The organism is Enteroscipio rubneri (assembly GCF_002899715.1).
Lineage (GTDB): Bacteria > Actinomycetota > Coriobacteriia > Coriobacteriales > Eggerthellaceae > Enteroscipio > Enteroscipio rubneri.
This window is the reverse complement of the sequence record NZ_PPEK01000013.1, coordinates 13193-33608: the sequence shown is the minus strand read 5'-3', so window position 1 is coordinate 33608 and position 20416 is coordinate 13193. Positions and strand designations below refer to the sequence as shown.

Below are 20416 nucleotides of genomic sequence, written 5' to 3'. Positions count from 1 at the left end.
ACATGTCTCGTATCGGCAAGCAGCCCGTCACCGTTCCTGCCGGCGTCGATGTGACTATCGACGGCACCACCGTAACGGTGAAGGGCCCGAAGGGAGAGCTTTCGCGCAGCTTCCCCTCCATCATGATCATCAAGCGCGATGGCGACGACATCATTGTCGAGCGCCCGAATGATTCCCGTGAAGCGAAGGCCTACCACGGTCTCGTGCGCACGCTCGTCTCCAACATGGTCGAGGGCGTCTCCAGCGGTTTCTCCAAGAAGCTGCAGCTCGTCGGCGTTGGCTATCGCGCCGCACTCAAGGGCAAGGACCTGGAGATGCAGCTCGGCTTCTCGCACCCGGTTCTCGTCGAGGCGCCCGAGAACATCACGTTTGAGGTTCCCAGCCAGACCGAGATCATCGTATCCGGCCCGAGCAAGGAGCAGGTCGGCCAGGTGGCCGCCAACATCCGCGCATGGCGCAAGCCCGAGCCGTACAAGGGCAAGGGCATCCGCTATGAGGGCGAGTACGTCCGCCGTAAGCTCGGCAAGGCTGCCAAGTCCGATTAGGCTTGACGACCAGCCTGTAACGGATCGAGATCGAAGGGATTAGCATGAACAAGCTTCAGAAAAAGCAAGCCGGGCTGGCTCGTCGCCACCGCCGCGTGCGCGGCAAGGTATCCGGTACGCCGACGCGTCCCCGCCTCTGCGTGACGCGCAGCAACAATAACGTGTACGTTCAGTTCGTCGACGACGTCGCTGGCAAGACCATTTGTGGCGTGTCGACGCTTGGCCCCGAGTTCAAAGCGACGGGCAAGAGCGGTGCGACTGTCGAGGGTGCTGCCGCGCTCGGCGAGATCGCCGGCAAGAAGGCGCAGGAGTCCGGAGTCACGGAAGTCGTGTTCGACCGTGGCGGCAACCTGTACCACGGACGCGTGAAGGCTCTCGCCGACGCCGCCCGTGAAGCAGGCTTGAAATTCTAGAAGGGGTAAAGGTCTATGGCTCGTAACAACAGACAAGACAACGCCGCGGTCCCCGAGCTTCAGGAGCGCGTCGTCTACATCAACCGCGTTTCGAAGGTTGTCAAGGGCGGCCGCCGCTTTGCGCTCACCGCGCTTGTGGTGGTCGGCGACGGCAACGGCCGTGTTGGTGTCGGCATGGGCAAGTCCCAGGAAGTGCCCATCGCCATCAAAAAGGGCGTCGAGGACGCGAAGAAGAACATGTTCGCCGTGCCCCTGACAGAAGAAAAGACGCTCCCGCATGAGATCATCGGCGAATTCGGCGCCGGTCGCGTGCTTATCAAGCCGGCTCGTCCCGGTACCGGCGTTATCGCCGGCGGTGCGGCTCGTGCAGTCATGGAGCTGGCGGGCGTGAGCGACGTGCTCACCAAGTCGCTTGGCACCGACAATGTGATGAACGTGGTCAAGGCGACCGCCGAGGGTCTCAAAAACATGCAGAGCCCCCAGGACGTTGCCGAGCGTCGCGGGATGACGGTCGATCAGATCTACGGCCGGAAGGAGAAGAAGTAATGGCAGACGCGAAGAATACGCTGCGCATCACCCAGGTGAAGAGCTCCATCGGCCGTAAGGGTGATCAAGGCAAGACGCTGCGCGCGCTCGGCCTCGGCAAGATCGGCCGTACGGTCGATCAGGTGGACAACGAGTCCGTCCGCGGTATGATCTTCAAGGTCAAACATCTCGTCGAGGTCGAGGAGCTGTAGGATCCATCGTTCTGCCGCACCGTCTGAAGGACGACGGCACCCGGCTCCGACTCTTATCGCTCGGCCGTGCGCGCAAAGCCTGTGCGGCTGCGAATCAGGCGGTCTCGGGTGTATCCGTACTTCACGCTCACGTCGGCAGACCAGTACGGTATAATCGACCATCGGCGTGCCTTGCGGCGCGCCGATGGTCGATTCAAGGAAGTTTGCTGGCGGCGAGCTGCCAGCGCTGGGCGGAAAGCCCAGTCAAGCGACAAGGAGAATCATATGGAACTCAAAGATCTCAAGCCGGCCGAAGGATCGCGCAAGAACCGCAAGCGCGTCGGCCGCGGTCCGGCTTCGGGCACTGGCAAGACCTCCGGCCGTGGCATGAATGGACAGAAGTCCCGTGCCGGCGGCGGCAAGGGGCCCGGCTTCGAGGGCGGGCAGACTCCGCTCGCGCGTCGTCTGCCGAAGCTCCCTGGCTTCACGAGCATCAACAGAGTCGAGTATCTTCCCGTCAACGTCAAGCGGCTCGAGGAGCATTTTGAAGCTGGCGACGTTGTCGACGGTGCAAGCTTGAAGGCTAAGGGCATCATCAAGCATGAGGATGCCCTCGTGAAGGTGCTGGGCGACGGCGAGCTGACGAAGGCTCTTACCATCAAGGTCGATAAGGTTTCTGCCTCTGCGAAGGCGAAGATCGAGGCAGCCGGAGGAAAGGTCGAAGAGCCTTGCTAAGCTCCATCATCGATGCGTTCAAGGTTCCGGAGCTGCGTAATAAGATTCTGTTTACGCTGGCGATTTTGGCGCTGTACCGCTTCGGCGCGTACGTTCCGGTGCCTGGCATTCCGTTCAACGAGTTCGCGAACCAGTTCACGGAAAGCGGCGGCGTCTCCATGACGATGCTCGACTTGTTCACAGGCGGTGCGCTGTCGAACTTCTCCGTGTTCTCGCTCGGAATCATGCCCTACATCACGGCGTCTATTATCATGCAGCTCATGCAGGGCGTCATCCCGGCGGTCGGCCGCTGGGCGAAGGAAGGCGAGACCGGGCGTCGTCGGATCACGCAGGTCACCCGCTACCTGACATTGGGCCTGGGTCTTATCAACGCCATCGGCTACCTGCTGCTGTTCAAGTCGCCGGCCTACGGTGTCCAGTTCAGCACGGACGTGCCTCCGATCCTGACCGATATCATGGTGGTGTTCACGCTTGTGGCGGGCACGGCGTTCATCATGTGGATGGGCGAGCTCATCACGCAGCGCGGCGTGGGCAACGGCATGTCGCTTATCATTTTCGTGAGCATCGTGTCACGCGTACCGAGCGCCATCTATTCGTCGATCACTGAGAGCTCTGCCGACATGGGCATGAGCATCGCCATCACGCTGCTCATCGTGCTCGTTGTGCTCGCGTGCATTCCTGCGATCATCTTTGTCGAGCGGGCCCAGCGTCGTATTCCCGTGAACTACGCCAAACGCGTTCAGGGACGCAAGATGATGGGCGGCCAGTCCACCTACATTCCCCTCAAGGTGAATGCGGCGGGTGTCATCCCCATCATCTTCGCGAGCTGCCTGATCTACTTCCCGGCGCAGCTGGCGGCCTTGTTCAACGTGGAGTGGCTGACGTTCGCCGCCGATGCGATATCAACCGGCTGGGTAAACTGGATCCTCACCGCGGTGCTCATCGTGTTCTTCGCGTACTTCTACACCTCCATGGTGTTCAATCCCGATGAGACGGCGGACAATCTGCGCAAACAGGGTGGTTTCATCCCGGGTGTGCGCCCCGGTTCGGCGACGGTTCACTATATCAAGAACGTTCTGCACCGCGTCACGTTGCCCGGCGGCATCTTCATTGCTGTTATTGCCGTGGTGCCGACAATCATCTTCTTCTTTACGGGCAACCAGCTTGTCCAGGCATTCGGCGGCACGTCGATCCTCATCATGATCGGCGTTGCTCTCGACACCATGAACAAAGTGGAGAGCCAGCTGAAGATGCACAACTACGACGGCTTCTTCAAGTAGGGAAGCCTGACGCGTATGCGACGAAGAGGGGCCTGCGGGCCCCTCTTCGCATGCTATGGCCGCCCTTTCGCCATACCGTGGAGAAAACCGCGCCGGTTCGTGGCACCATTTTGATGAATCATGCGAGTTGTCGAATCTTTCTGCGCCACCGGAGAGCGAGCGCGGCAGATTTCTAGAATTCTGCCGAAAAAACGAGGTATGGGAACCCTAAAGCAGGCTGTCGCAGAATGGACAGTCATTGCATATTCACCGATCCGCGCTTTTGGATATAGGGAGGTGCCTGCATCGCGAAAAGAGCTTAAAGCGAATCCTCGAGGACTCCCATACCTCGAATTTCTTGCAGAAACCTCTTTCTGAGCGGCGCAAGATGACAATCCACTTCATCAGCCTCTTCGCCCTTTCAGCCTCTGCATCCTGCTCGGCATCCTCCGGCCTGTCTTTCTGTGAAATATGCGCGGCGAGCTGAGGGCTTTGGTACAATACGGGAACCGATCGGTATGTTGAAAGGAAATCTCATCATGAACATCGTGTTGTTGGGGGCACCAGGCGCCGGTAAAGGAACGCAGGCGGCCAAGCTGGTCGACGAGTTCGGAACGCCGCACATCTCCACGGGCGACATGCTGCGCGCAGCCGTCAAAGAGGGCACGCCGCTCGGCAAGAAGGCTAAGTCGTATATGGATGCGGGCGATCTGGTGCCCGACGATGTGATCATCGGTCTGGTGGAGGAGCGCCTTCAGGATCCCGATACGGAGAAAGGCTTCATCCTCGACGGATTCCCGCGCACATCCGCTCAGGCCGTCGCGCTTGATGCAGAACTCTCGAAGCTGGAGCGCCCGCTTGATGCAGCGCTTCTTATCGACGTCGATCCCGAGGTTATAGTCAAGCGCCTTACGTCGCGGCGTATGTGCAAGGATTGTGGCTACATTGGAACGGCTGCCGATAAAACGTGTCCGAAGTGCGGCGGCGAGATGTACCAGCGCGACGACGACAACGAAGCCACGGTGCGCAACCGTCTCGACGTGTACGAAAAGTCCACGGCGCCGCTCATTGATTACTATCGCGGCTGCGATCTGCTTGTCTCCATCGATGGCGACCGCGATCCGAACGTCGTGTACGAGGACGTGAAGCAGGCCTTGAGCCTGTAGCGCCTCTCTGGTAGAACCAATAATGTCAGCGAGAAGCCTCGAGGTATCCCAGATTGCTCTGTCGCGCGGCCGAGCGAACCGTTCGGTACACGCGAGCAAGCGTACCGGAAACAGGAATGGGTGCTGTGGGGCTTGTTCGCTGTACTGGGCCGTTCTGCCGGCGGCAGAACGATGGAATTCCTGATGCCTACTGTTCGTCAAAACATAGCCTACGCCTACGAAGGCTTCATGCGTTCCCATCGGGCGTCGGTGCTCCATATCGCGAAGAGCGTCGTCGTCATATTGGCCTGTGCGCTTTTGCTCGAGACATTCGTGTTCAACGTGAACTATTTTCTCTCGGCAGGTTACAACACCATCAATCTGGACGATCGACTGAACCTGCAGGAGACGACCGACGGCTCGTATAAACTCACCACGGTGAACCATACGCTTGAGTTCTCCGATCTGAACACCGAGGTGCACAATGTGCGCCTCGATTTCGATTTCGACCAACCAGCCCAAGAGCTGACGGTGCGCATACACTTTACCGATGAGGCGCATCTCACGTATTTCGACTCCACCGAGTATACGGTGGGCGTCCCTGATGTGGACGTGTCCACGTTCGTTGATCAGAGCGAGTACATCAATCTGAATACTACCGGCATTGTCGATAATCTGCGAATCGAAATTGTCGGCGACGATACGAACTATCCGATCAAGCTCAAGAGCATCACCCTGAACGCCCATCATCCGTTCGATTTCAATACGACCCGCTTTCTGGCGACGGCGGGGCTTCTGGGTCTCGTGTTTGCGTTTCGACCGCGCTCAGTCATCTATCGTATCGGCATCGTAGATCAGCCTCGAAAGTCAAAGGCGATCATCATCGCGACCGTCGCCATCGAGGTTTGCCTGTTGAGTTCGTATCTGTTCCTGGGGTCGAATCTTGTGGGCGTGGCAACGAAGGACTACAACAACGGGTCCTGGGATGGTTCGAGCATGGTGAACGCCTTCGAGGTAGGGGGCGACAACGCCCAGCAGTATGCCGAGCTTGCAAAGGCTATGACGAAGGGCCAGCTCTACCTTGAAGAGGAACCTCCGGACTGGTTGCAAGACATGAGCGATCCCTATGATAAGGGTGCGCGCGACGAGGCGCAGAAAGCGACGGGGGAGCCCTATCTCTTCGATGTGGCCTTCCATGACGGGCATTACTACGTGTACTTCGGCGTGGTGCCGGTACTCCTGTTCTATCTGCCGTTCTATGTGCTGACGGGAGCGAATTTCCCCACAGCTATCGGCGTCCTTGTTGCGGTGATCGCCTTCGTGCTGGGGTGTTCTGCCCTGCTCGACCGCTTTGCGCGCTATCACTTCAAACGGGTGAGCCTCGGGCTTTACCTGTTGCTGCAGATACCCCTTGTCATGTGTTGCGGCATTCTATATCTGCTGAAGTTCCCGACGTTCTACTCGCTTCCCATTGCGCTCGGCTTGGCGTTTTCGGTATGGGGTCTCTACTTCTGGATGCGCGGTCGCGCTGCCGGGCGACCTGAAGGTTGGTATCTGGTCGGATCGCTCTGCATGGCTCTCGTCGCCGGCTGCCGCCCGCAGCTACTCGTTCTGTCGCTTTTGGCGTTTCCGCTGTTTTGGCGCGTCTATATCACGAAGCGTCGCCTGTTTACGCCGCGCGGTGCGCGCGAATTTGCCTGCCTTGTCCTGCCGTATCTCGTGGTGGCCGCTGGGCTCATGGGGTACAATTACGCGCGCTTCGGGTCGTTTACGGATTTTGGAGCGAACTACAACCTCACGGTCAATGATATGACGAAACGTGGCTGGAACGTCGGCCGGCTGGCACCTGCATTTTTCGCGTACTTCGTGCAGCCCCCGACGGCAACAGGGGTATTCCCCTTCCTTCAAGCAGCACCGTTCGATACGACCTATATGGGACAGACCATCAAAGAGGCCACGTTCGGCGGCATCCTCGCGTGCCTGCCCGTACTGTGGATCCTTCCGTTTGCCAAGCGTATTCTGCAATTGCGCTTCCGGCAGCGTGCCACGCGCACCATCGCTGGGGTCATCATCGTGCTGTTGATAGGCGGTGTGCTCGTAGCCCTGCTAGATGCGCAGATGGCCGGAATACTGCAGCGGTACTTTGCAGACTTCAGTTTCATGTTCCTGGCCGCCGTCGTGCTGTTGGCGTTCGTGGTGAACGAGAACCTTGCACCGCGAACGACGACACAGAACCTGCTCATGAAGGTGCTGCTCGTTCTCGTGACGTTATCGGTTCTGTACAGCGCGCTTTTGTGCTTTGTCCCGGAGACCGGGTGGTACTCCGATGTGTACCCTTGGGCGTACCAGAATATCATCGAGACCGTGCAATTCTGGACATAGTACCAGGTTAACAAGATGCACGCTCTAACGACAGACGGTGGCACGCCGTGCCGCGGCGTCTGCGGACAAAGGATGCCGAAGGCGGAGTGCGCAGGTGGAAGGGAGCGAGGTGAAGGCGGTGCCGTCGCTTTCACCGGCAAACGACAACGAACAGAGAGGAGCCGAGCATGGAATTCATCATTGCTGACAGCGCGGAGGATATGAGCCGTCAAGCTGCCGATCGCATCGCCTCGTACATCGAGGCCGATCCCGCCTGCGTACTGGGCTTGGCCACGGGCACGACGCCCATCGGCCTGTACGCCTGCCTCGTGGAGGACTGCGCGTCCGGCAAGATCAGCTTCGCCGACGTGACCACGTTCAACCTGGACGAGTACCGTGGACTAGCCCCCGAGCACGACCAAAGCTACCGCTACTTCATGAAGCAGCACCTGTTCGACCACGTGGACATCGATCAGGTGCGCACGCACGTGCCGGAAGGATTCAACCCGGACGCCGATGCCGTGTGCGCGGCCTACGAGCAGGCCATCGAGGAGGCGGGCGGCATCGACCTGCAGCTGCTGGGCCTCGGGCCGAACGGCCACATCGGCTTCAACGAGCCTGAGGACGAGTTCCCGAAGGCCACGCATTGCGTCGATCTCACCGAGAGCACCATCCAGGCGAACAGCCGCCTGTTCGACAGCATCAATGACGTGCCGCGCCAGGCCTACACCATGGGCATCGGCACCATCATGGCCGCGCGCAGCGTGCTCGTGGTGGTGGAGGGCGCCCACAAGGCCGAGATCGTGAAGCAGGCGTTCTTCGGCCCCGTGACGCCCCAGGTGCCGGCCTCCATCCTACAGTTCCACCCCAACGCCACCGTCATCGTCGACCCGGCGGCGGGCGCGCTCTGCCGATAGGAGGGGAGCGTCCATGCTCATAACGAATGGAAACGTGTTCGACGGCCGGGGCTTCGCTACGCGCGACGTGGCGGTGGCCGACGGCCGGTTCGCCGAGGCGGCCGATGTGGGCGACGGTGACGTGCTGGACGCCGCGGGCTGCTACGTGATCCCCGGGCTGGTGGATGTGCACTTCCACGGTTGTTTGGGGGCCGACCTGTGCGACGGCACGGGCGAGGCGCTGTCCACCATTGCGCGTCACGAGGCGAGCCGCGGCGTGACGGCCATCTGCCCGGCAACCATGACGTATCCCGAGGAGAAGCTGGCCGGCATCATGCGGGCTGCGGCCGCGTTCGCCCCGACCGACGACGAAGCGGCGCTTGTGGGCGTGAACATGGAAGGGCCGTTCATTTCGCCCGACAAGATAGGCGCGCAGAACCCGGCCTACGTGCAGGTGCCCGACGCGGCCATGCTGCGCCGCTTGCAGGAGGCGGCGGGCGGCCTAGTGAAGCTGGTGGACATCGCGCCGGAGGAAGAGGGCGCGCTCGCCTTCATCGACGAGATGGCGGACGAGGTGCGCATCTCGCTCGCGCACACCACAGCCGACTACGATTGCACCCGCGCCGCGTTCGAGCACGGCGCGCGCCAGCTCACGCACCTGTACAACGCCATGCCGCCGCTGCACCACCGCAAACCGGGCCCTATTCCCGCGGCGTTCGAGCGCGACGACGTGACAGCCGAGCTTATCGCCGACGGCGTGCATATCCATCCCGCCATGGTGCGGATGGCGTTCAGGCTGTTCGGCGACGATCGCATGGTCCTCATCAGCGATTCCATGCGGGCTACCGGCCTGGAGGACGGCGTGTACGACCTGGGCGGGCAGGACGTCACCGTGCGCGGCAACCTGGCCACGCTGGCTGACGGCACCATTGCCGGATCGGCCACCGACTTGGCCGCCTGCCTGCGCTGGGCTGTGCGCGAGGCTGACATCCCGCTGGAAAGCGCCGTGAAGGCCGCTACCGCGAATCCGGCTCGCGCCATCGGCGTGGACGCCGAGCGCGGCGCCATCGAGCCCGGCAAGGTGGCCGACGCCGTGCTGCTGGACGCTGAAACGTTGGACGTGAGGCACGTGGTGTTGAGGGGGCGACTGCTGGCGTAGAACGGGCCGCAAACGGGACGAAGAACGTTACGCACGTGCCCTTGCCGCCAGGTGGGGAGACAGTCCATGCTCGCCAAGCGGCATGAACGGGGCTATTCTACGAGGCGCGGGCGGCCTTCGCCTCGTACAGCTCCCGGTCGGCCTCGCGGATGAAGTCCTGCAGCGTCTCGATGCCCTCCCGGTAGACCGCGGCGCCCACGCTGACGTGCAGGGCGTAGGGCGCCCCGGCCGCCTCGTCGAGCCGTGCGAGTTCGGCGTTCAGGCGCGCGCCCATCTCCGTCGCGTCGCAGGTCCGTGCGGAATCGCGCACCACGATGAACTCGTCGCCGCCATAGCGCGCGATGAAGGCGGAGCCGCCTGCGCAACAGCGACGCAGAGCGTCGGCGACGCGCACGAGCGCACGGTCTCCCTCCACGTGGCCGTAGATGTCGTTGATGCCCTTGAAACGATCGACATCCACGATGAACAGGCACAGCGTCTGCCCTGCATCGCGATGCCTCATGCGCTGCGCTACGTGCTTCGCCAGTTGGGTGCGATTATTCAGTTGCGTGAGCGGGTCGAGCGAAATCTTCTGCTCCTGCATGTCCAAATACACCCAGAGAAGCGCCACGGTCACGCCCACACAGGTAAGCGGCACATTAGGGGCGAAGGCCTGCAACGTGATGAACGCGAGCGGCAGCACAGCGAAGTACGTGAGCGACAGGTACTGCGACCTGACGGCGAAGTTCTCCTTCTTGAACGCGCCCACAAGCGCATGTGCGGCTGTGACCAGCCCATAACCGTACACTATGAAGAACTGTACGGCATACAGGCTGCCGCGGTGGTAGCCGCCCTCTGCGTCAATGGAAAGCGCCCATCCCGTCCAGTAGGAAGACAGCACGAGCACGAATGAAACCATGAGCGGTGCAGAGCATACGACGATCCGCGCGGGGGAGGCCACGAGGCGCGACGTTTGCACGCGCTCGGAGTAGACGAACCAGCAGAAGCTGCCGAGCGAGGCCATGAGATAGTACGTCGCGTTTATGCCGAAGCTTCCGACGGGGGAGACGCTCATAGAGCCTGTACTCACGAGAATCCACAGCATGTCGAGCGCCGACGCGAGGATGCTTGCCAGCAGCACGCCTGAGAACCAGAACTGCCGGCTGCGCACGTCGTTGCCACGAAGCACCTTCACCAGGACGAGCGCCAAGATGAGCAGGCACAGCAGGTTCACTTCAATGTAGAGCAGTGATTGCACGATCACCTCTTGCCGCCATCCCGCACGGTATTCCGTAAGCGTAAAGATAAAGTATAGCGCTTTCGTTCGGTTTTGGAAGGGGGCTGCGTCTGCGCGTCGGACGTACGGCTTTTCTTGCTGTCCGGCTCGAAAAAAGGCCGCTGCGTATAGCAGCGGCCTTCAGGTTGTGCGATGATGAGCCCTACTTCGTCGCCGGCAGCGAGGCGGCGGCCACGGACTGGCCCACGCGGCGCATCATCTCGTCGGGTAGCGTCACGTTGATCTGCGCGTCCAGCTCGGGGTGCTCCTCGGCCAGCACGCGGTTGCACTCGCTGATCACGAGGTCGCCGCCCACGCCGGAGGCCACGCGGCCCAGCACCAGGAGCGTCTTGATCTCGTAGAACGAGCTGTACAGCACCAGCGTATGCGCCAGGTACACGCCGATGGAGCGGAAGATGTCGAGCGCGCCCTCGTGGCCCTCGTTGGCCAGGCCCTGCACCACCTTGAGCTTCTCGGCGGGGGAGAGCGCGGGGTCCAGCTCGATGCCGGCGACCGGCGCCAGCTTGATGACGGCGTCCTGGCTGAAGTACTTGCAGCCTACGCCGAAGTCGCCGGACCACTCGTCCTGCATGGCCTCGGGCGACAGGTCCACCGGCGCGAACGCCAGCTCGTTAATCCAGCCCAGCACGTTGCCCTCGTCGTTCACGTAGCCCACGGCCTCGGACGTGCCCATGGCTATCCCTAAGATGTCGCCCGAACCCGTGCTCATGAAGCCGGCGAGTGCGGTCACGTCGCCGTCGTTGGCCACCACCAGCGGCACGTCGCCGATCTCCTTGCCGGCCCGGTCGTAGATGCTCTTCACCTCGTCGCGGCGATCGCGCGGCACCTTGATGAACAGGGAGGCCACCATGGGGCTGTTGCCCACGAACGTGCCGGCCGACGACACGCCGATGGCGTCCACGCGCGGCATCTTGGAGGCGGCGGTCTTGAACGCGGTCACGATCTCGTTGAAGTGGTACTCCGGGTCTTCCGTGACCTTCGGGAACCACACGACCTCCTCGGAGTACACCGACTCGCCGTCGATGACGGCCGACACCTTGCGGTCCGACCCGCCGGCGTCGAAGCCGATGCGGCAGCCCTCCATGTGGCCGCCGATCTTCTTCGCGGCCTCGTTGGCGGCGGGGAAGTCGGCCTCCGTGCACGCCACAACCTCGAGCGGCTTCTCGTACACGTCGCCCACGAACCCGTAGTCGAACGCGCGCGCGCCTTCCGGCGAGTACGCCTCGGCCAGCTTCGCCGCGATGTCGTCGCAGCCGCGCAGGTACACCCGGAAGCCGCCGATGCTCCACAGCTCGAACTTCACCAGGCGCTCCACGTAGCGGAAGTCGGCCTCGGCGAACTCGCCGCCGCGGATCGCGCTCTCGCGAACCGAGATGAGCCCGTCCTCGCGCTCCACGGCCACGGCGATGGGCTGGGTGGCGCCCTCGAGGTACGCCTTCATCCACACGCCGAACGGCACGAAGCCCTCGTCCAGCACGGGCATGTTCTTGACGTCGTAATCGATACCCAGGTAGTTCATGCATAACCTTTCTCGCAAGTTGGTAAACAAGTTGGCGAGGCGCTCCGCGGTGCCTCGAATTGCCGTGTTGCGCGGCCGAGCGTGCTTCTGCACGCGAGGGAAAGCGCAGGGTGCTGCGGAGCGCCGCAGCGTCGGGCGGTTCCGTCGGCCGGCAGGCCGACGGAACGTCTAGTCTCCTATCAGTTCGGTCAGCACGCGCTCGGTCATGGACAGCGCGCGGGGCACATGGAAGGGGCCCTTGAACGTGGATCCCTTGGTGGGGGGCATGGTGGGCAGGCCGTCGCGGCGCAGGTAGCCGTACCATTCGCCGTACTCGGGATCGGCGAAATGCTGCTTGCAGTAGTCCATCGTCTTCAAAAGCCAGTCCAGGTAGTACTCGTCGCCGGTGTCGCGGTACGCCTTCGAGGCGGCGATCATGATCTCGTTGTGGGGCCACCACAGCTTCATATCGTGTTCGTAGGCTTCGGTGGGCAGGCCCTTGCAGTCGATGAAGTAGAGCAGGCCGCCGAATTCCTCGTCCCATCCTGCCTCGATGGCCAGGCGGAAAATCTGCTCGGCCGTGCGATGCAGCTCCTCGTCGCCGCGGTAGTTGGCCTCGTCCATCATGAACCAACTGCACTCGATGTCGTGGCCCGGGTTCACCACGCGCCCGGCCGTGTACCACAGCTCCGGCTCGCCGGCGAGGCTGACATTCTCCAGCGTGCAACCGAGTTCCGGCCGATAGTGATCGTTTACGATGCGATCGGTGCACTCGCGTGCGTGGCGATCGTATTCCTCGATGCTCGCGGGATCGACGCGTCGCATGATGCTGATGATATTGAGAAAGATCATCGGATCGCCCAGCGCATGTCCGGAGCGCGTTTCGGGCAGTGTCTTGGGGCCGAGTCCGGTGGGATCGTCTATCAGGCTGTTGTTCAGGTCGTAGATCATATGGTAGGCCCACCGCGCACGCTCGAGGTGCTTTGCTTCGCCAGTGAGTCCGTAGTACTCGGCGTTCGCGATGGCGTAGAAGCCCTCGGAGAAGCAGTAGCGCCGCTGGCGCAGCGGCTTGCCTTCGGCCGTCACCGTGAAGTACAGGCGACCGCCCGCTTCCTGATTGATGCAGTAGTTCTCTAAAAAGTCGAGGCAGCTCTTCGCGGCTTCCATCCACTCCGGCCGTTTGCCATAGAGGTGGCACAGGTACGAGAACATCCAGGCGCAGCGCCCTTGCATCCACACGCTTTTATCGGTGGAGTAGACTTCGCCAATCCGGTCGAGGCAGGTGTACACTCCGCCGTGCTCTCGATCCAGGCCGTGCTCGAGCCAAAATGCGATGCTCTTGTCCAGTTCCTGGCGGCACCAGTCGCGCGCATCCAAAAGCTTCTGGTTGTGTTGGGCGGTCATGGGGCTCTCCTTGTCTCGTCATTCGGTAGGGCAGGCGTTCCAATGCGCGACGCGCGTCGGCGCGTCGGCGTCCATGAGGCCGGCCTTCTTCAGCACGCTCACGATATGCTCCACGTCCTCGCCCTCCAGCGCGCACACGGGCTCGCGCATCTGGTTCGTGTTGAACACGCCCATCTGCCACAGCGCCGTCTTGAACGCGCCCACGCCGGCGCCGAAGCCCACGGTGGCCTTCACTTCGCGCGTGACGAACATGAGGCGGGCGAGGTGGTTCTGGATCTCGCGCACGCGCTCCCAGTCGCCGGCTTGTGCAGCGCGCCACTGCTCCACGTAGCTGGCCGGATCGATGTTCGCGAGGCCCGGCACCGAACCGTCGGCGCCGCCCAGGTACGCGCCGTCGACGACCACCTCGTGGCCGGTCAGCAGCTGCAGCGGGTGGCCGGCGTCCTCGTTCTGCAGGCACAGCCAGCGGAACGACACGTCATCGCCCGAGGAGTCCTTCACGCCCTGTAGCACGCCGTCCTCGCCGAGGCGCACGAGCATCGTGGGATCGAGCTTCGTGTGCACGCAGGCGGGCAGGTCGTAGGCGAACAACGGCAGGTCGGTGTACTCGCGGATAGCGCGGAAGTGGCGCTCCACCTCTTTGGGGCCGCCGAGCGCGTAGAAGGGAGCGGTGGCCACGAGGGCGTCGACGCCGTATCCCGTAGCGCGCTTGGCCTGGTCGACCACGCGCATGGTCTCCATGTCGATGATGCCCGTGAGCACCGGCACGCGGCCGTGCACCATGGCGATGGCCTCTTGCAGCACGTGATAGCGCTGCGCATCGGTGAGGAAGGCCACCTCGCCCGAAGAGCCCAAGAAGAACAGGCCATCGACGCCGGCCTCGATCATGCGGTTGATGGAGCGCTCGAGCGCCTCGAGGTCGAGCTGGCGCTTCTCGGTCAGCGGGATGACGACCGGGGGGATGACGCCGCGAAACGGTGAATCGGTCATAGGGGATAATCCTCTTTTCCAGGTCTCGTTGCAAACGGTAAAAGGGTAAAGGCCACCAAGGGAGAGCGTCAACGTATTCGGTTGTCCATCACATAAAAAGCGCCCCGGCGAACCGGGGCGCTCGGGATCCGACGAACGCGTCTCGCCCAGCATGGCAAGAAGAGCGCGCCAAACCGTCCTTCCTGTATTACTTGCCCAGTTCGGGATGCAGAAGCGAAGGCGCGGCGCCCAGAAGCAGCTTCGTGTAGTCGTCCTTCGGACGCGCGAACACCTCTTCGGACGTACCGCGCTCAACGGCTCGACCGGCGTTCATGACGATGATGCGATCGGAAATGTAGCGCACCGTCTGTATATCGTGGCTGATGAATACCATCGACAGGCCTAAATCGCGCTTCAGGTCCATGAGCAGGTTGAGGATCTGCGCGCGTACCGACACATCGAGGGCGCTCGTGGGCTCGTCGGCGATGATGGCATCGGGTTTGAGCGAGAGCGCACGGGCGATGGCAACGCGCTGGCGCTGACCGCCCGAGAGCTGCCCTGGCAGCGCGTCGAGCACCGACCCCGGCAAACCGACCATCTCGATGAGCTCCTGCACGCGCGCCTCGCGCGAGTCCTTGTCGCCGATCCTGTGTACCTTGAGCGGGTCAAGCAGCTGGTCGTGCACGCTCATACGCGCGTTGAGGGCTGTCGCCGGGTCTTGGAACACCACCGAGATCACGCGCCCGATGACGCGTCGCATCTCGGCCGTGCGCTTCGTCACGTCCTGGCCCTTGAAAAACACCTTACCCGTCGTGGGAGCCTGTAAACCACACATGACGTTCGCCGTCGTCGACTTGCCGCAGCCCGACTCGCCCACGATGCCGAGCGTCTCGCCCGGCATGAGCTTGAGCGTGAGTCCGCGCACGGCCTGCACTTTGTTCGGGTGCAGTATCGATCCGGTGCGCGTCTTGAACGTCACGCTGATGTCGTCGAGAAAGATGATGGGGGCAGGCTCGCTCGTTCCGCCCGCATCGGCGGCTGCAGGAGCGGCAGTGCCGTCGATCACGCGTTGCTGATCGCTCATATGATCGCACCTCCTGGAACGTAGGGCTTGATGCCCAGTCGCTTGAGCTCGCTGTCGGGCAGCTCGGCGAAGTAGTGGTCGGTATCGGGCACACGCTTGAGCACAGGACGCAGCTGCGAGACCTTGTCGGGGTGGCTCGAACGAGGAGTGAAGCGGTCTCCTGTTGGGAAGTCGCGAGGGCTGGGCACGCTGCCCGGCACCTGGTGCAGGCGGTCGCCGCCGGCTTCGATGGACAGCACCGAGCCCAAAAGCCCGCGCGTGTACTCGTGTACCGGGTGGCACAGGATATCCGTGACCGGACCTTGCTCCACCACCTGGCCGGCGTACATGACCGTGATGGAGTTGGCCACCTCGGCCACAAGCGCCAGATCGTGGCTCACGAACACCATCGCGAAGCCCAGTTCCTTCTGCAGCTTGTTGAGGAGCTCGATGACCTGCTTCTGGACGGTCACGTCAAGGGCCGTGGTGGGCTCGTCGGCGATGATGACCTTCGGATCGCGCGTGAGCGCCATGGCGATGAGCACGCGCTGGCGCTGGCCGCCGGAAAGCTCGTGGGGATAGGAATCCAGCGTGCGCTTCGGATCGAGGCCCACCAACTCCAAGAGTTCCTCGGCAGAGCGTGTACCGCCGCGTGAGGTGAGCTGCTTCATCTGCGACTTGATGAGCATGGAGGGGTTCAGCGAAGAAAGGGCGTCCTGGTAGATCATGGCGATCTCGCGGCCGCGGAGGGCGTTCATCTGCTTCGCGTCCATGGCGAGTAGGTTCTGCCCATCGTAGAGCACTTCGCCGGTTATGTGGGCTTTCGGATCGAGCAGCCCCATAATGGCCAGTGACGTGATGGACTTGCCGCAGCCGGATTCGCCTACAAGACCCATGGTCTGGCGTGGACGCACGACGAAGCTCACATGGTCGACCACATTCACATCGCCATGGCGGGGGAACTTGATGCAGAGGTCTTTGACTTCTAGGATCGGCGGCACGTCTGTGCGCGCAGGGAAGCGGTCGTCGCGCGTTTTCTCGACGGCTTGCAGCTCGGCGAGGCGCTGTTCGAGCATTTCGGACTGCGCTGCGTAGGCGAGCGTCGGGTCGGCGACGAGCTTGTCGGCTTCGCGGTTGGCGGCGAGCGCATCGTCGGCGGCTTTGACGGGAGCCTTCGGCGCTGCGGCCATGGCGTCGGTAATGCCCTCGGACAGGATGTTCAGGCACAACACGGTGATCATGATGGCCAGACCGGGGAACAGCGCCTGCCACCACCGACCGGCCAGCACGCCGTTGCGCGCGTCGGCCAAGATGTTGCCCCAGGTGGGTGTAGGTTCGGGGATGCCGGCGGAAATGAAGGCGAGCGACGCTTCGAACACGATGGCGTCGGCTACGAGCACGATGGTGAACACCATGACCGGCGCGAGGCAGTTGCGGATCACGTGCTTGACGAGGATCCACGGAGCGCGTGCGCCCGCTACGACCACAGCGCGCACGTAGTCCTGGTTGTACTCGCTTACCACGTTCGCGCGTACAATGCGGGCGATTTGCGGGATGTAGAGAAAGCCGATGGCGAAGATGAGCGAAGGAACCGAGTTGCCGAACACGATGACAAACGTGGCGGCCAGCGCGATGCCCGGGAACGACATGATGACGTCGAGGCAGCGCATGATGACTTCGGACACCCACTTGCGCGCGACGGCGGCGATGGAGCCGATGATGGATCCGCACACGAGCGCGAAGGCCGTTGCGCCCAGACCGATGACAAGCGAATAGCGCGCGCCGTACATCATGCGGGAGAGCACGTCGCGGCCCTTGTCATCGGTGCCGAACAGAAACTGTGCATCGGGTGCTTGGCGAGCGATGAAGATTTCGAGCGGGTCGTGGGGCGCGATCCATTGGGCGAAGATAGCCGTGAGCGCGATGAGCACGAGCACGATGAGCGAGATGCGCGCTCCCAGCGTCATCGCGCGCCAGTGACGGAAGCGAACGGTGCCCGCGTTAGCTTCCATGGTTGCAGTGAGATTTCCTCTGAGCTTCACCATGCTACACCGTCCTGATTCGGGGGTTGATAAGGATGTACAGCATGTCGACGATGATGTTGATGACGATGAAGGTGATGGCTACGGTCAAGGTAACGCCTTGTACGAGCGCCGGATAGTTGCCCTGCACGCCTTCGATGATGGCCATGCCCATGCCAGGAAGGTTGAAGATGACTTCGATCACCACTGCACCGCCGATCAGATAGCCGATCTTGAGACCGATGACGGTGACGGGCGTGATAAGCGCGTTGCGCAGCACGTTGCGCGCGATGACCGTTCGCCGGGGAATGCCTGCGCCGATGGCGGTGCGCACGTAGTCCTTGTCGAGCTCCTCGACCATGGATGTGCGGATCACGCGCGTGAGTTGGCCTGCGACGGGCACGGCCAAGGCTATGGCAGGCATGGCCATGCGCGCCAGGTATCCGCCCGGATCGCTGGAGAAGCTGGGAAGGGCGCCTGCGGCCGGCAGGATGTGCAGCATCGACGAGAACAGTAGAATCATGAGCACGGCGAGCCAGAACGACGGCGTGGCGATGCAGGCGATGGAAAACACGCGGATGATCTGATCGGGCCATTTGTCGCGGAACACGGCCGAGATCACCCCCAGCAGCACGGCCAGCGCGACAGCGATGATGAGGCCGATGAAAGTGAGTTGCAGCGTGATGGGGAGAGCGGCGGCGATGCGGTCTCCCACGGAGGCTTGGCTAGCGCCGTAGGTGCCCATGTCGCCCTGCACGAGCCCCGCCATGAAGTTCCCGTATTGGACGATCCACGGATCGTTCAAGCCATGATCTTCGCGGTAGGCGCTGATGGCCTCCGGGGATGCGCTTTCTCCCAGGGCCGAGTAGGCTGGATCCACGGGGGAAAACGACATGAGGAAGAAGGTGAGGATTGTGACGCCGAATATCATGATCGGCAGGGCGATCAGTCGGTTGCCGATCAGCCGCAGAAGATTGTTCACCGCATCCTCCTTTCGCGTGTCGGCGGGCTGTGCCCGCATGTCGGGTGGGCATCTGCATAGACCGTGCGCAGACGCTTCCATTATATACAAGTTGGCAGGGTTTCGAAGATCGAATGCGCGCAGGTTAGACCTTGGAAACGCATGGTCGCTTCGGGTGCGGGCGGGCGAAGGTCCGCGTCTCTGCGCAGCACGAAGGCGATCGCTTCGGCGACGTTGAGGCGGCGATCGATCCGAGTTTGCCTGGATGCAGCGGCAGCAGCGGGCATTCGGTTTCCAGGCGAAAAAGAACCGGCCCGCGAAGGGCCGGTTCTCAAGTTCGCGAATTCACCGTATGTGGCAACTTACGCCTTGGGAGCCACGTCGATCATGCTGACCGACGTCGTGCCGATGGCCTTGAAGCCGTCGAGCTGATCGGCCCAGTAGCCAGTGGAAACCGTGCGGTGGAACAGCGGATACAGCGGAACCTGCTCGGCGATGAGGTCGAAGCACTGGTTCCACAGCTCCTGCTGCGCGGAGCCATCTGCGGCCTGAGCAGCCTGGGAAAGCAGATCCTGCAGCTGTGCGAACTCGTCCGATCCCTTCCACTGGGTGCGCTTCTGCGTCCAAGTGTTGTCGCCATACCACCAGTTCATGAGCAGGTCGGGATCGAGGCCGAAGCAGCTCGGATCGCCCGGGGCCAACACCACGTCGAATTGCGGGTCGTCGGTGTCGGTGTAGTTCGGATACATCGTCTTGGACGGCTCGGACTTGATCTCGGTCACCGTCACGCCGATCTCCTTGAGGTCGTTCTGGATCTGCGGTGCGAGTGCCACGATAAAGCCGGTGTCGGTAGTATTGAGTACGATGGACAGATCGCTCACACCGGCCTCGGCGAGCAGGCTCTTGGCCTTCTCGGGGTCGTAGGCGTACACCGTGGATGCCTCGTGGAAGTTCGCGTGGTTCTCGGGCAAGAAGCTTTTGAGCGGTGTGGCCTTGCCGGACAGCGCGTTGTTGATGAGCTTCTCCATGTCGATGGCGTACAGGAACGCCTGGCGTACGCGGTAGTCGTCGAAGGGCTTTTTCTTCGTATTGAACATTATGAAGGCCAAGCCGAAGGACTGCACGTCGTCGACCGTGGCGCCGGCGGCGTTGAGCTGGTCGGCGACATCGGCCGGCACGCTCTCCATGACCTGCACGGTGCCCTCCTGCAAAGCCGTGGTGCGCGCCGTGTCGTCGGCGATGATATCCCAGTGCATGGTGTCGGCCTTAGCCGGGTGCGAACCGTTGTAGTTCGGGTTCGGTGCGAACTCGATTGCCTGCTCCGTCGGGGCAGAGGCGTACATCCAGGGGCCGGTGCCAACCGGCTGGGAGGTCAGCACGTCGTCGGAGGCCGAAGCTGGAGCCACCTTAATGAGCGGCAGACGCTCCTTGAGCAGGCTGAACGGGTAGGCCAGCTTGATGGTGACAGTGGAGTCATCCTTTGCGGAAATGCTGTCGATGAAGTTCAGCATGGACAGGTACAGCGCGCCCTTTTCGCCAATGGTGCGCTCATAAGACTTCACCACATCCTCGGCGGTGACGGGCGTGCCGTCGGAGAATGCGGCGCCGTCGCGCAGCGCCACCTCGTACTCGGTCTCGGACACCTCCACCGGGTCGCCTGCGGCCAGGGCGGCGTAGGGCTTGTAGGTGGCCATGTCGAGCTCGTATAGGCCCTCCATGACATGCCAGTTCGCGCCGAGCGCCAATGCCTTCGAGCAGTTGAACGGCATGTACGTGTCGGTCGTGTTCATGCTGGCGACCGTCAAGGCGCCGCCCGAAGCCGCCGTGCCCGAGTCGGTGGAGCCGGAGCTGGAGCTCGTGTCGTTGCTGCCGCAGCCGCTGAGCGCGAGGCCGGCCGTCGCCGCAGCCACTGCGCTTCCCGCCAGGAACGTGCGGCGAGTCAACGATGCTTTCATATGCTGTTCCATAGGTTTCCCTCCGTTTCGGTGCCGGGAC

At 62.4% G+C, this 20416-nt stretch carries 18 protein-coding genes; 10 read left to right on the top strand and 8 right to left on the bottom strand.

The window, feature by feature from the left end; translation table 11 throughout:
• Positions 1-2: 2 nt before the first annotated feature.
• From rplF to nagA, 10 genes are all read left to right on the top strand, one after another.
• Positions 3-545 (top strand): 50S ribosomal protein L6, encoded by a 543-nt coding sequence (rplF, locus tag C2L71_RS09765; protein ID WP_103265577.1) that lies wholly within the window; start codon positions 3-5, stop codon positions 543-545.
• Positions 546-589: 44 nt separating this feature from the next.
• On the top strand, positions 590-958 hold the full coding sequence (gene rplR / locus C2L71_RS09760) for a 50S ribosomal protein L18 (protein WP_103265576.1): 369 nt from the start codon (positions 590-592) through the stop codon (positions 956-958).
• A 15-nt stretch (positions 959-973) separates the two neighbouring features.
• Positions 974-1504, top strand: coding sequence for a 30S ribosomal protein S5 (gene rpsE / locus C2L71_RS09755; RefSeq protein WP_103265575.1), 531 nt, complete (start codon positions 974-976; stop codon positions 1502-1504).
• Positions 1504-1695, top strand: a complete 192-nt coding sequence (rpmD, locus tag C2L71_RS09750; RefSeq protein WP_103265574.1) for a 50S ribosomal protein L30 — start codon at positions 1504-1506, stop codon at positions 1693-1695. Before rpsE ends, rpmD begins: the two co-directional genes overlap by 1 nt.
• Before the next feature lie 264 nt (positions 1696-1959).
• A complete protein-coding gene (gene rplO, locus C2L71_RS09745) occupies positions 1960-2409 on the top strand; it encodes a 50S ribosomal protein L15 (RefSeq protein WP_103265573.1) in 450 nt (149 codons plus the stop codon).
• Positions 2403-3689, top strand: coding sequence for a preprotein translocase subunit SecY (gene secY / locus C2L71_RS09740; protein ID WP_103265572.1), 1287 nt, complete (start codon positions 2403-2405; stop codon positions 3687-3689). Before rplO ends, secY begins: the two co-directional genes overlap by 7 nt.
• Positions 3690-4207: 518 nt before the next feature.
• Entirely contained in the window at positions 4208-4834 is a 627-nt protein-coding gene (locus C2L71_RS09735; RefSeq protein ID WP_103265571.1) for an adenylate kinase, read from the top strand.
• 183 nt (positions 4835-5017) lie between these two features.
• On the top strand, positions 5018-7195 hold the full coding sequence (locus C2L71_RS09730) for a cytochrome C oxidase Cbb3 (RefSeq protein WP_103265570.1): 2178 nt from the start codon (positions 5018-5020) through the stop codon (positions 7193-7195).
• Positions 7196-7362: 167 nt separating this feature from the next.
• Positions 7363-8091 (top strand): glucosamine-6-phosphate deaminase, encoded by a 729-nt coding sequence (nagB, locus tag C2L71_RS09725; protein WP_103265569.1) that lies wholly within the window; start codon positions 7363-7365, stop codon positions 8089-8091.
• A gap of 13 nt (positions 8092-8104) precedes the next feature.
• Positions 8105-9229 (top strand): N-acetylglucosamine-6-phosphate deacetylase, encoded by a 1125-nt coding sequence (gene nagA, locus C2L71_RS09720; protein ID WP_103265568.1) that lies wholly within the window; start codon positions 8105-8107, stop codon positions 9227-9229.
• Between the two features lie 97 nt (positions 9230-9326).
• Here nagA and C2L71_RS09715 read toward each other — a convergent pair whose 3' ends face one another.
• From C2L71_RS09715 to C2L71_RS09680, 8 genes are all read right to left on the bottom strand, one after another.
• A complete protein-coding gene (locus C2L71_RS09715; RefSeq protein WP_103265567.1) occupies positions 9327-10472 on the bottom strand; it encodes a GGDEF domain-containing protein in 1146 nt (381 codons plus the stop codon).
• A gap of 175 nt (positions 10473-10647) precedes the next feature.
• On the bottom strand, positions 10648-12024 hold the full coding sequence (locus C2L71_RS09710) for an ROK family protein (RefSeq protein ID WP_103265566.1): 1377 nt from the start codon (positions 12022-12024) through the stop codon (positions 10648-10650).
• 168 nt (positions 12025-12192) lie between these two features.
• A complete protein-coding gene (locus tag C2L71_RS09705) occupies positions 12193-13407 on the bottom strand; it encodes an AGE family epimerase/isomerase (RefSeq protein ID WP_103265565.1) in 1215 nt (404 codons plus the stop codon).
• A gap of 18 nt (positions 13408-13425) precedes the next feature.
• On the bottom strand, positions 13426-14397 hold the full coding sequence (locus tag C2L71_RS09700; RefSeq protein WP_103265564.1) for a dihydrodipicolinate synthase family protein: 972 nt from the start codon (positions 14395-14397) through the stop codon (positions 13426-13428).
• Positions 14398-14584: 187 nt separating this feature from the next.
• Entirely contained in the window at positions 14585-15460 is an 876-nt protein-coding gene (locus tag C2L71_RS09695) for an ABC transporter ATP-binding protein (protein WP_103265563.1), read from the bottom strand.
• Entirely contained in the window at positions 15457-17484 is a 2028-nt protein-coding gene (locus C2L71_RS09690) for a dipeptide/oligopeptide/nickel ABC transporter permease/ATP-binding protein (RefSeq protein ID WP_103265562.1), read from the bottom strand. Before C2L71_RS09690 ends, C2L71_RS09695 begins: the two co-directional genes overlap by 4 nt.
• A gap of 1 nt (position 17485) precedes the next feature.
• Complete coding sequence (locus tag C2L71_RS09685; protein ID WP_103265561.1) at positions 17486-18442, bottom strand: ABC transporter permease; 957 nt, start codon at positions 18440-18442, stop codon at positions 17486-17488.
• Positions 18443-18783: 341 nt separating this feature from the next.
• A complete protein-coding gene (locus C2L71_RS09680) occupies positions 18784-20376 on the bottom strand; it encodes an ABC transporter substrate-binding protein (RefSeq protein ID WP_239926604.1) in 1593 nt (530 codons plus the stop codon).
• Positions 20377-20416: the final 40 nt, after the last annotated feature.

What these genes read in the sequence shown, in the direction of transcription:
- C2L71_RS09680 (WP_239926604.1), bottom strand. Translation starts at nt 20,376, where the DNA reads ATGAAAGCATCGTTGACTCGCCGCACGTTCCTGGCGGGAAGCGCAGTG.
- C2L71_RS09710 (WP_103265566.1), bottom strand. Translation starts at nt 12,024, where the DNA reads ATGAACTACCTGGGTATCGATTACGACGTCAAGAACATGCCCGTGCTG.
- C2L71_RS09735 (WP_103265571.1), top strand. Translation starts at nt 4,208, where the DNA reads ATGAACATCGTGTTGTTGGGGGCACCAGGCGCCGGTAAAGGAACGCAG.
- C2L71_RS09700 (WP_103265564.1), bottom strand. Translation starts at nt 14,397, where the DNA reads ATGACCGATTCACCGTTTCGCGGCGTCATCCCCCCGGTCGTCATCCCG.
- rplF (WP_103265577.1), top strand. Translation starts at nt 3, where the DNA reads ATGTCTCGTATCGGCAAGCAGCCCGTCACCGTTCCTGCCGGCGTCGAT.
- C2L71_RS09690 (WP_103265562.1), bottom strand. Translation starts at nt 17,484, where the DNA reads ATGGTGAAGCTCAGAGGAAATCTCACTGCAACCATGGAAGCTAACGCG.
- rpsE (WP_103265575.1), top strand. Translation starts at nt 974, where the DNA reads ATGGCTCGTAACAACAGACAAGACAACGCCGCGGTCCCCGAGCTTCAG.
- rplO (WP_103265573.1), top strand. Translation starts at nt 1,960, where the DNA reads ATGGAACTCAAAGATCTCAAGCCGGCCGAAGGATCGCGCAAGAACCGC.
- rplR (WP_103265576.1), top strand. Translation starts at nt 590, where the DNA reads ATGAACAAGCTTCAGAAAAAGCAAGCCGGGCTGGCTCGTCGCCACCGC.
- C2L71_RS09695 (WP_103265563.1), bottom strand. Translation starts at nt 15,460, where the DNA reads ATGAGCGATCAGCAACGCGTGATCGACGGCACTGCCGCTCCTGCAGCC.
- nagA (WP_103265568.1), top strand. Translation starts at nt 8,105, where the DNA reads ATGCTCATAACGAATGGAAACGTGTTCGACGGCCGGGGCTTCGCTACG.
- C2L71_RS09705 (WP_103265565.1), bottom strand. Translation starts at nt 13,407, where the DNA reads ATGACCGCCCAACACAACCAGAAGCTTTTGGATGCGCGCGACTGGTGC.
- C2L71_RS09730 (WP_103265570.1), top strand. Translation starts at nt 5,018, where the DNA reads ATGCCTACTGTTCGTCAAAACATAGCCTACGCCTACGAAGGCTTCATG.
- nagB (WP_103265569.1), top strand. Translation starts at nt 7,363, where the DNA reads ATGGAATTCATCATTGCTGACAGCGCGGAGGATATGAGCCGTCAAGCT.
- rpmD (WP_103265574.1), top strand. Translation starts at nt 1,504, where the DNA reads ATGGCAGACGCGAAGAATACGCTGCGCATCACCCAGGTGAAGAGCTCC.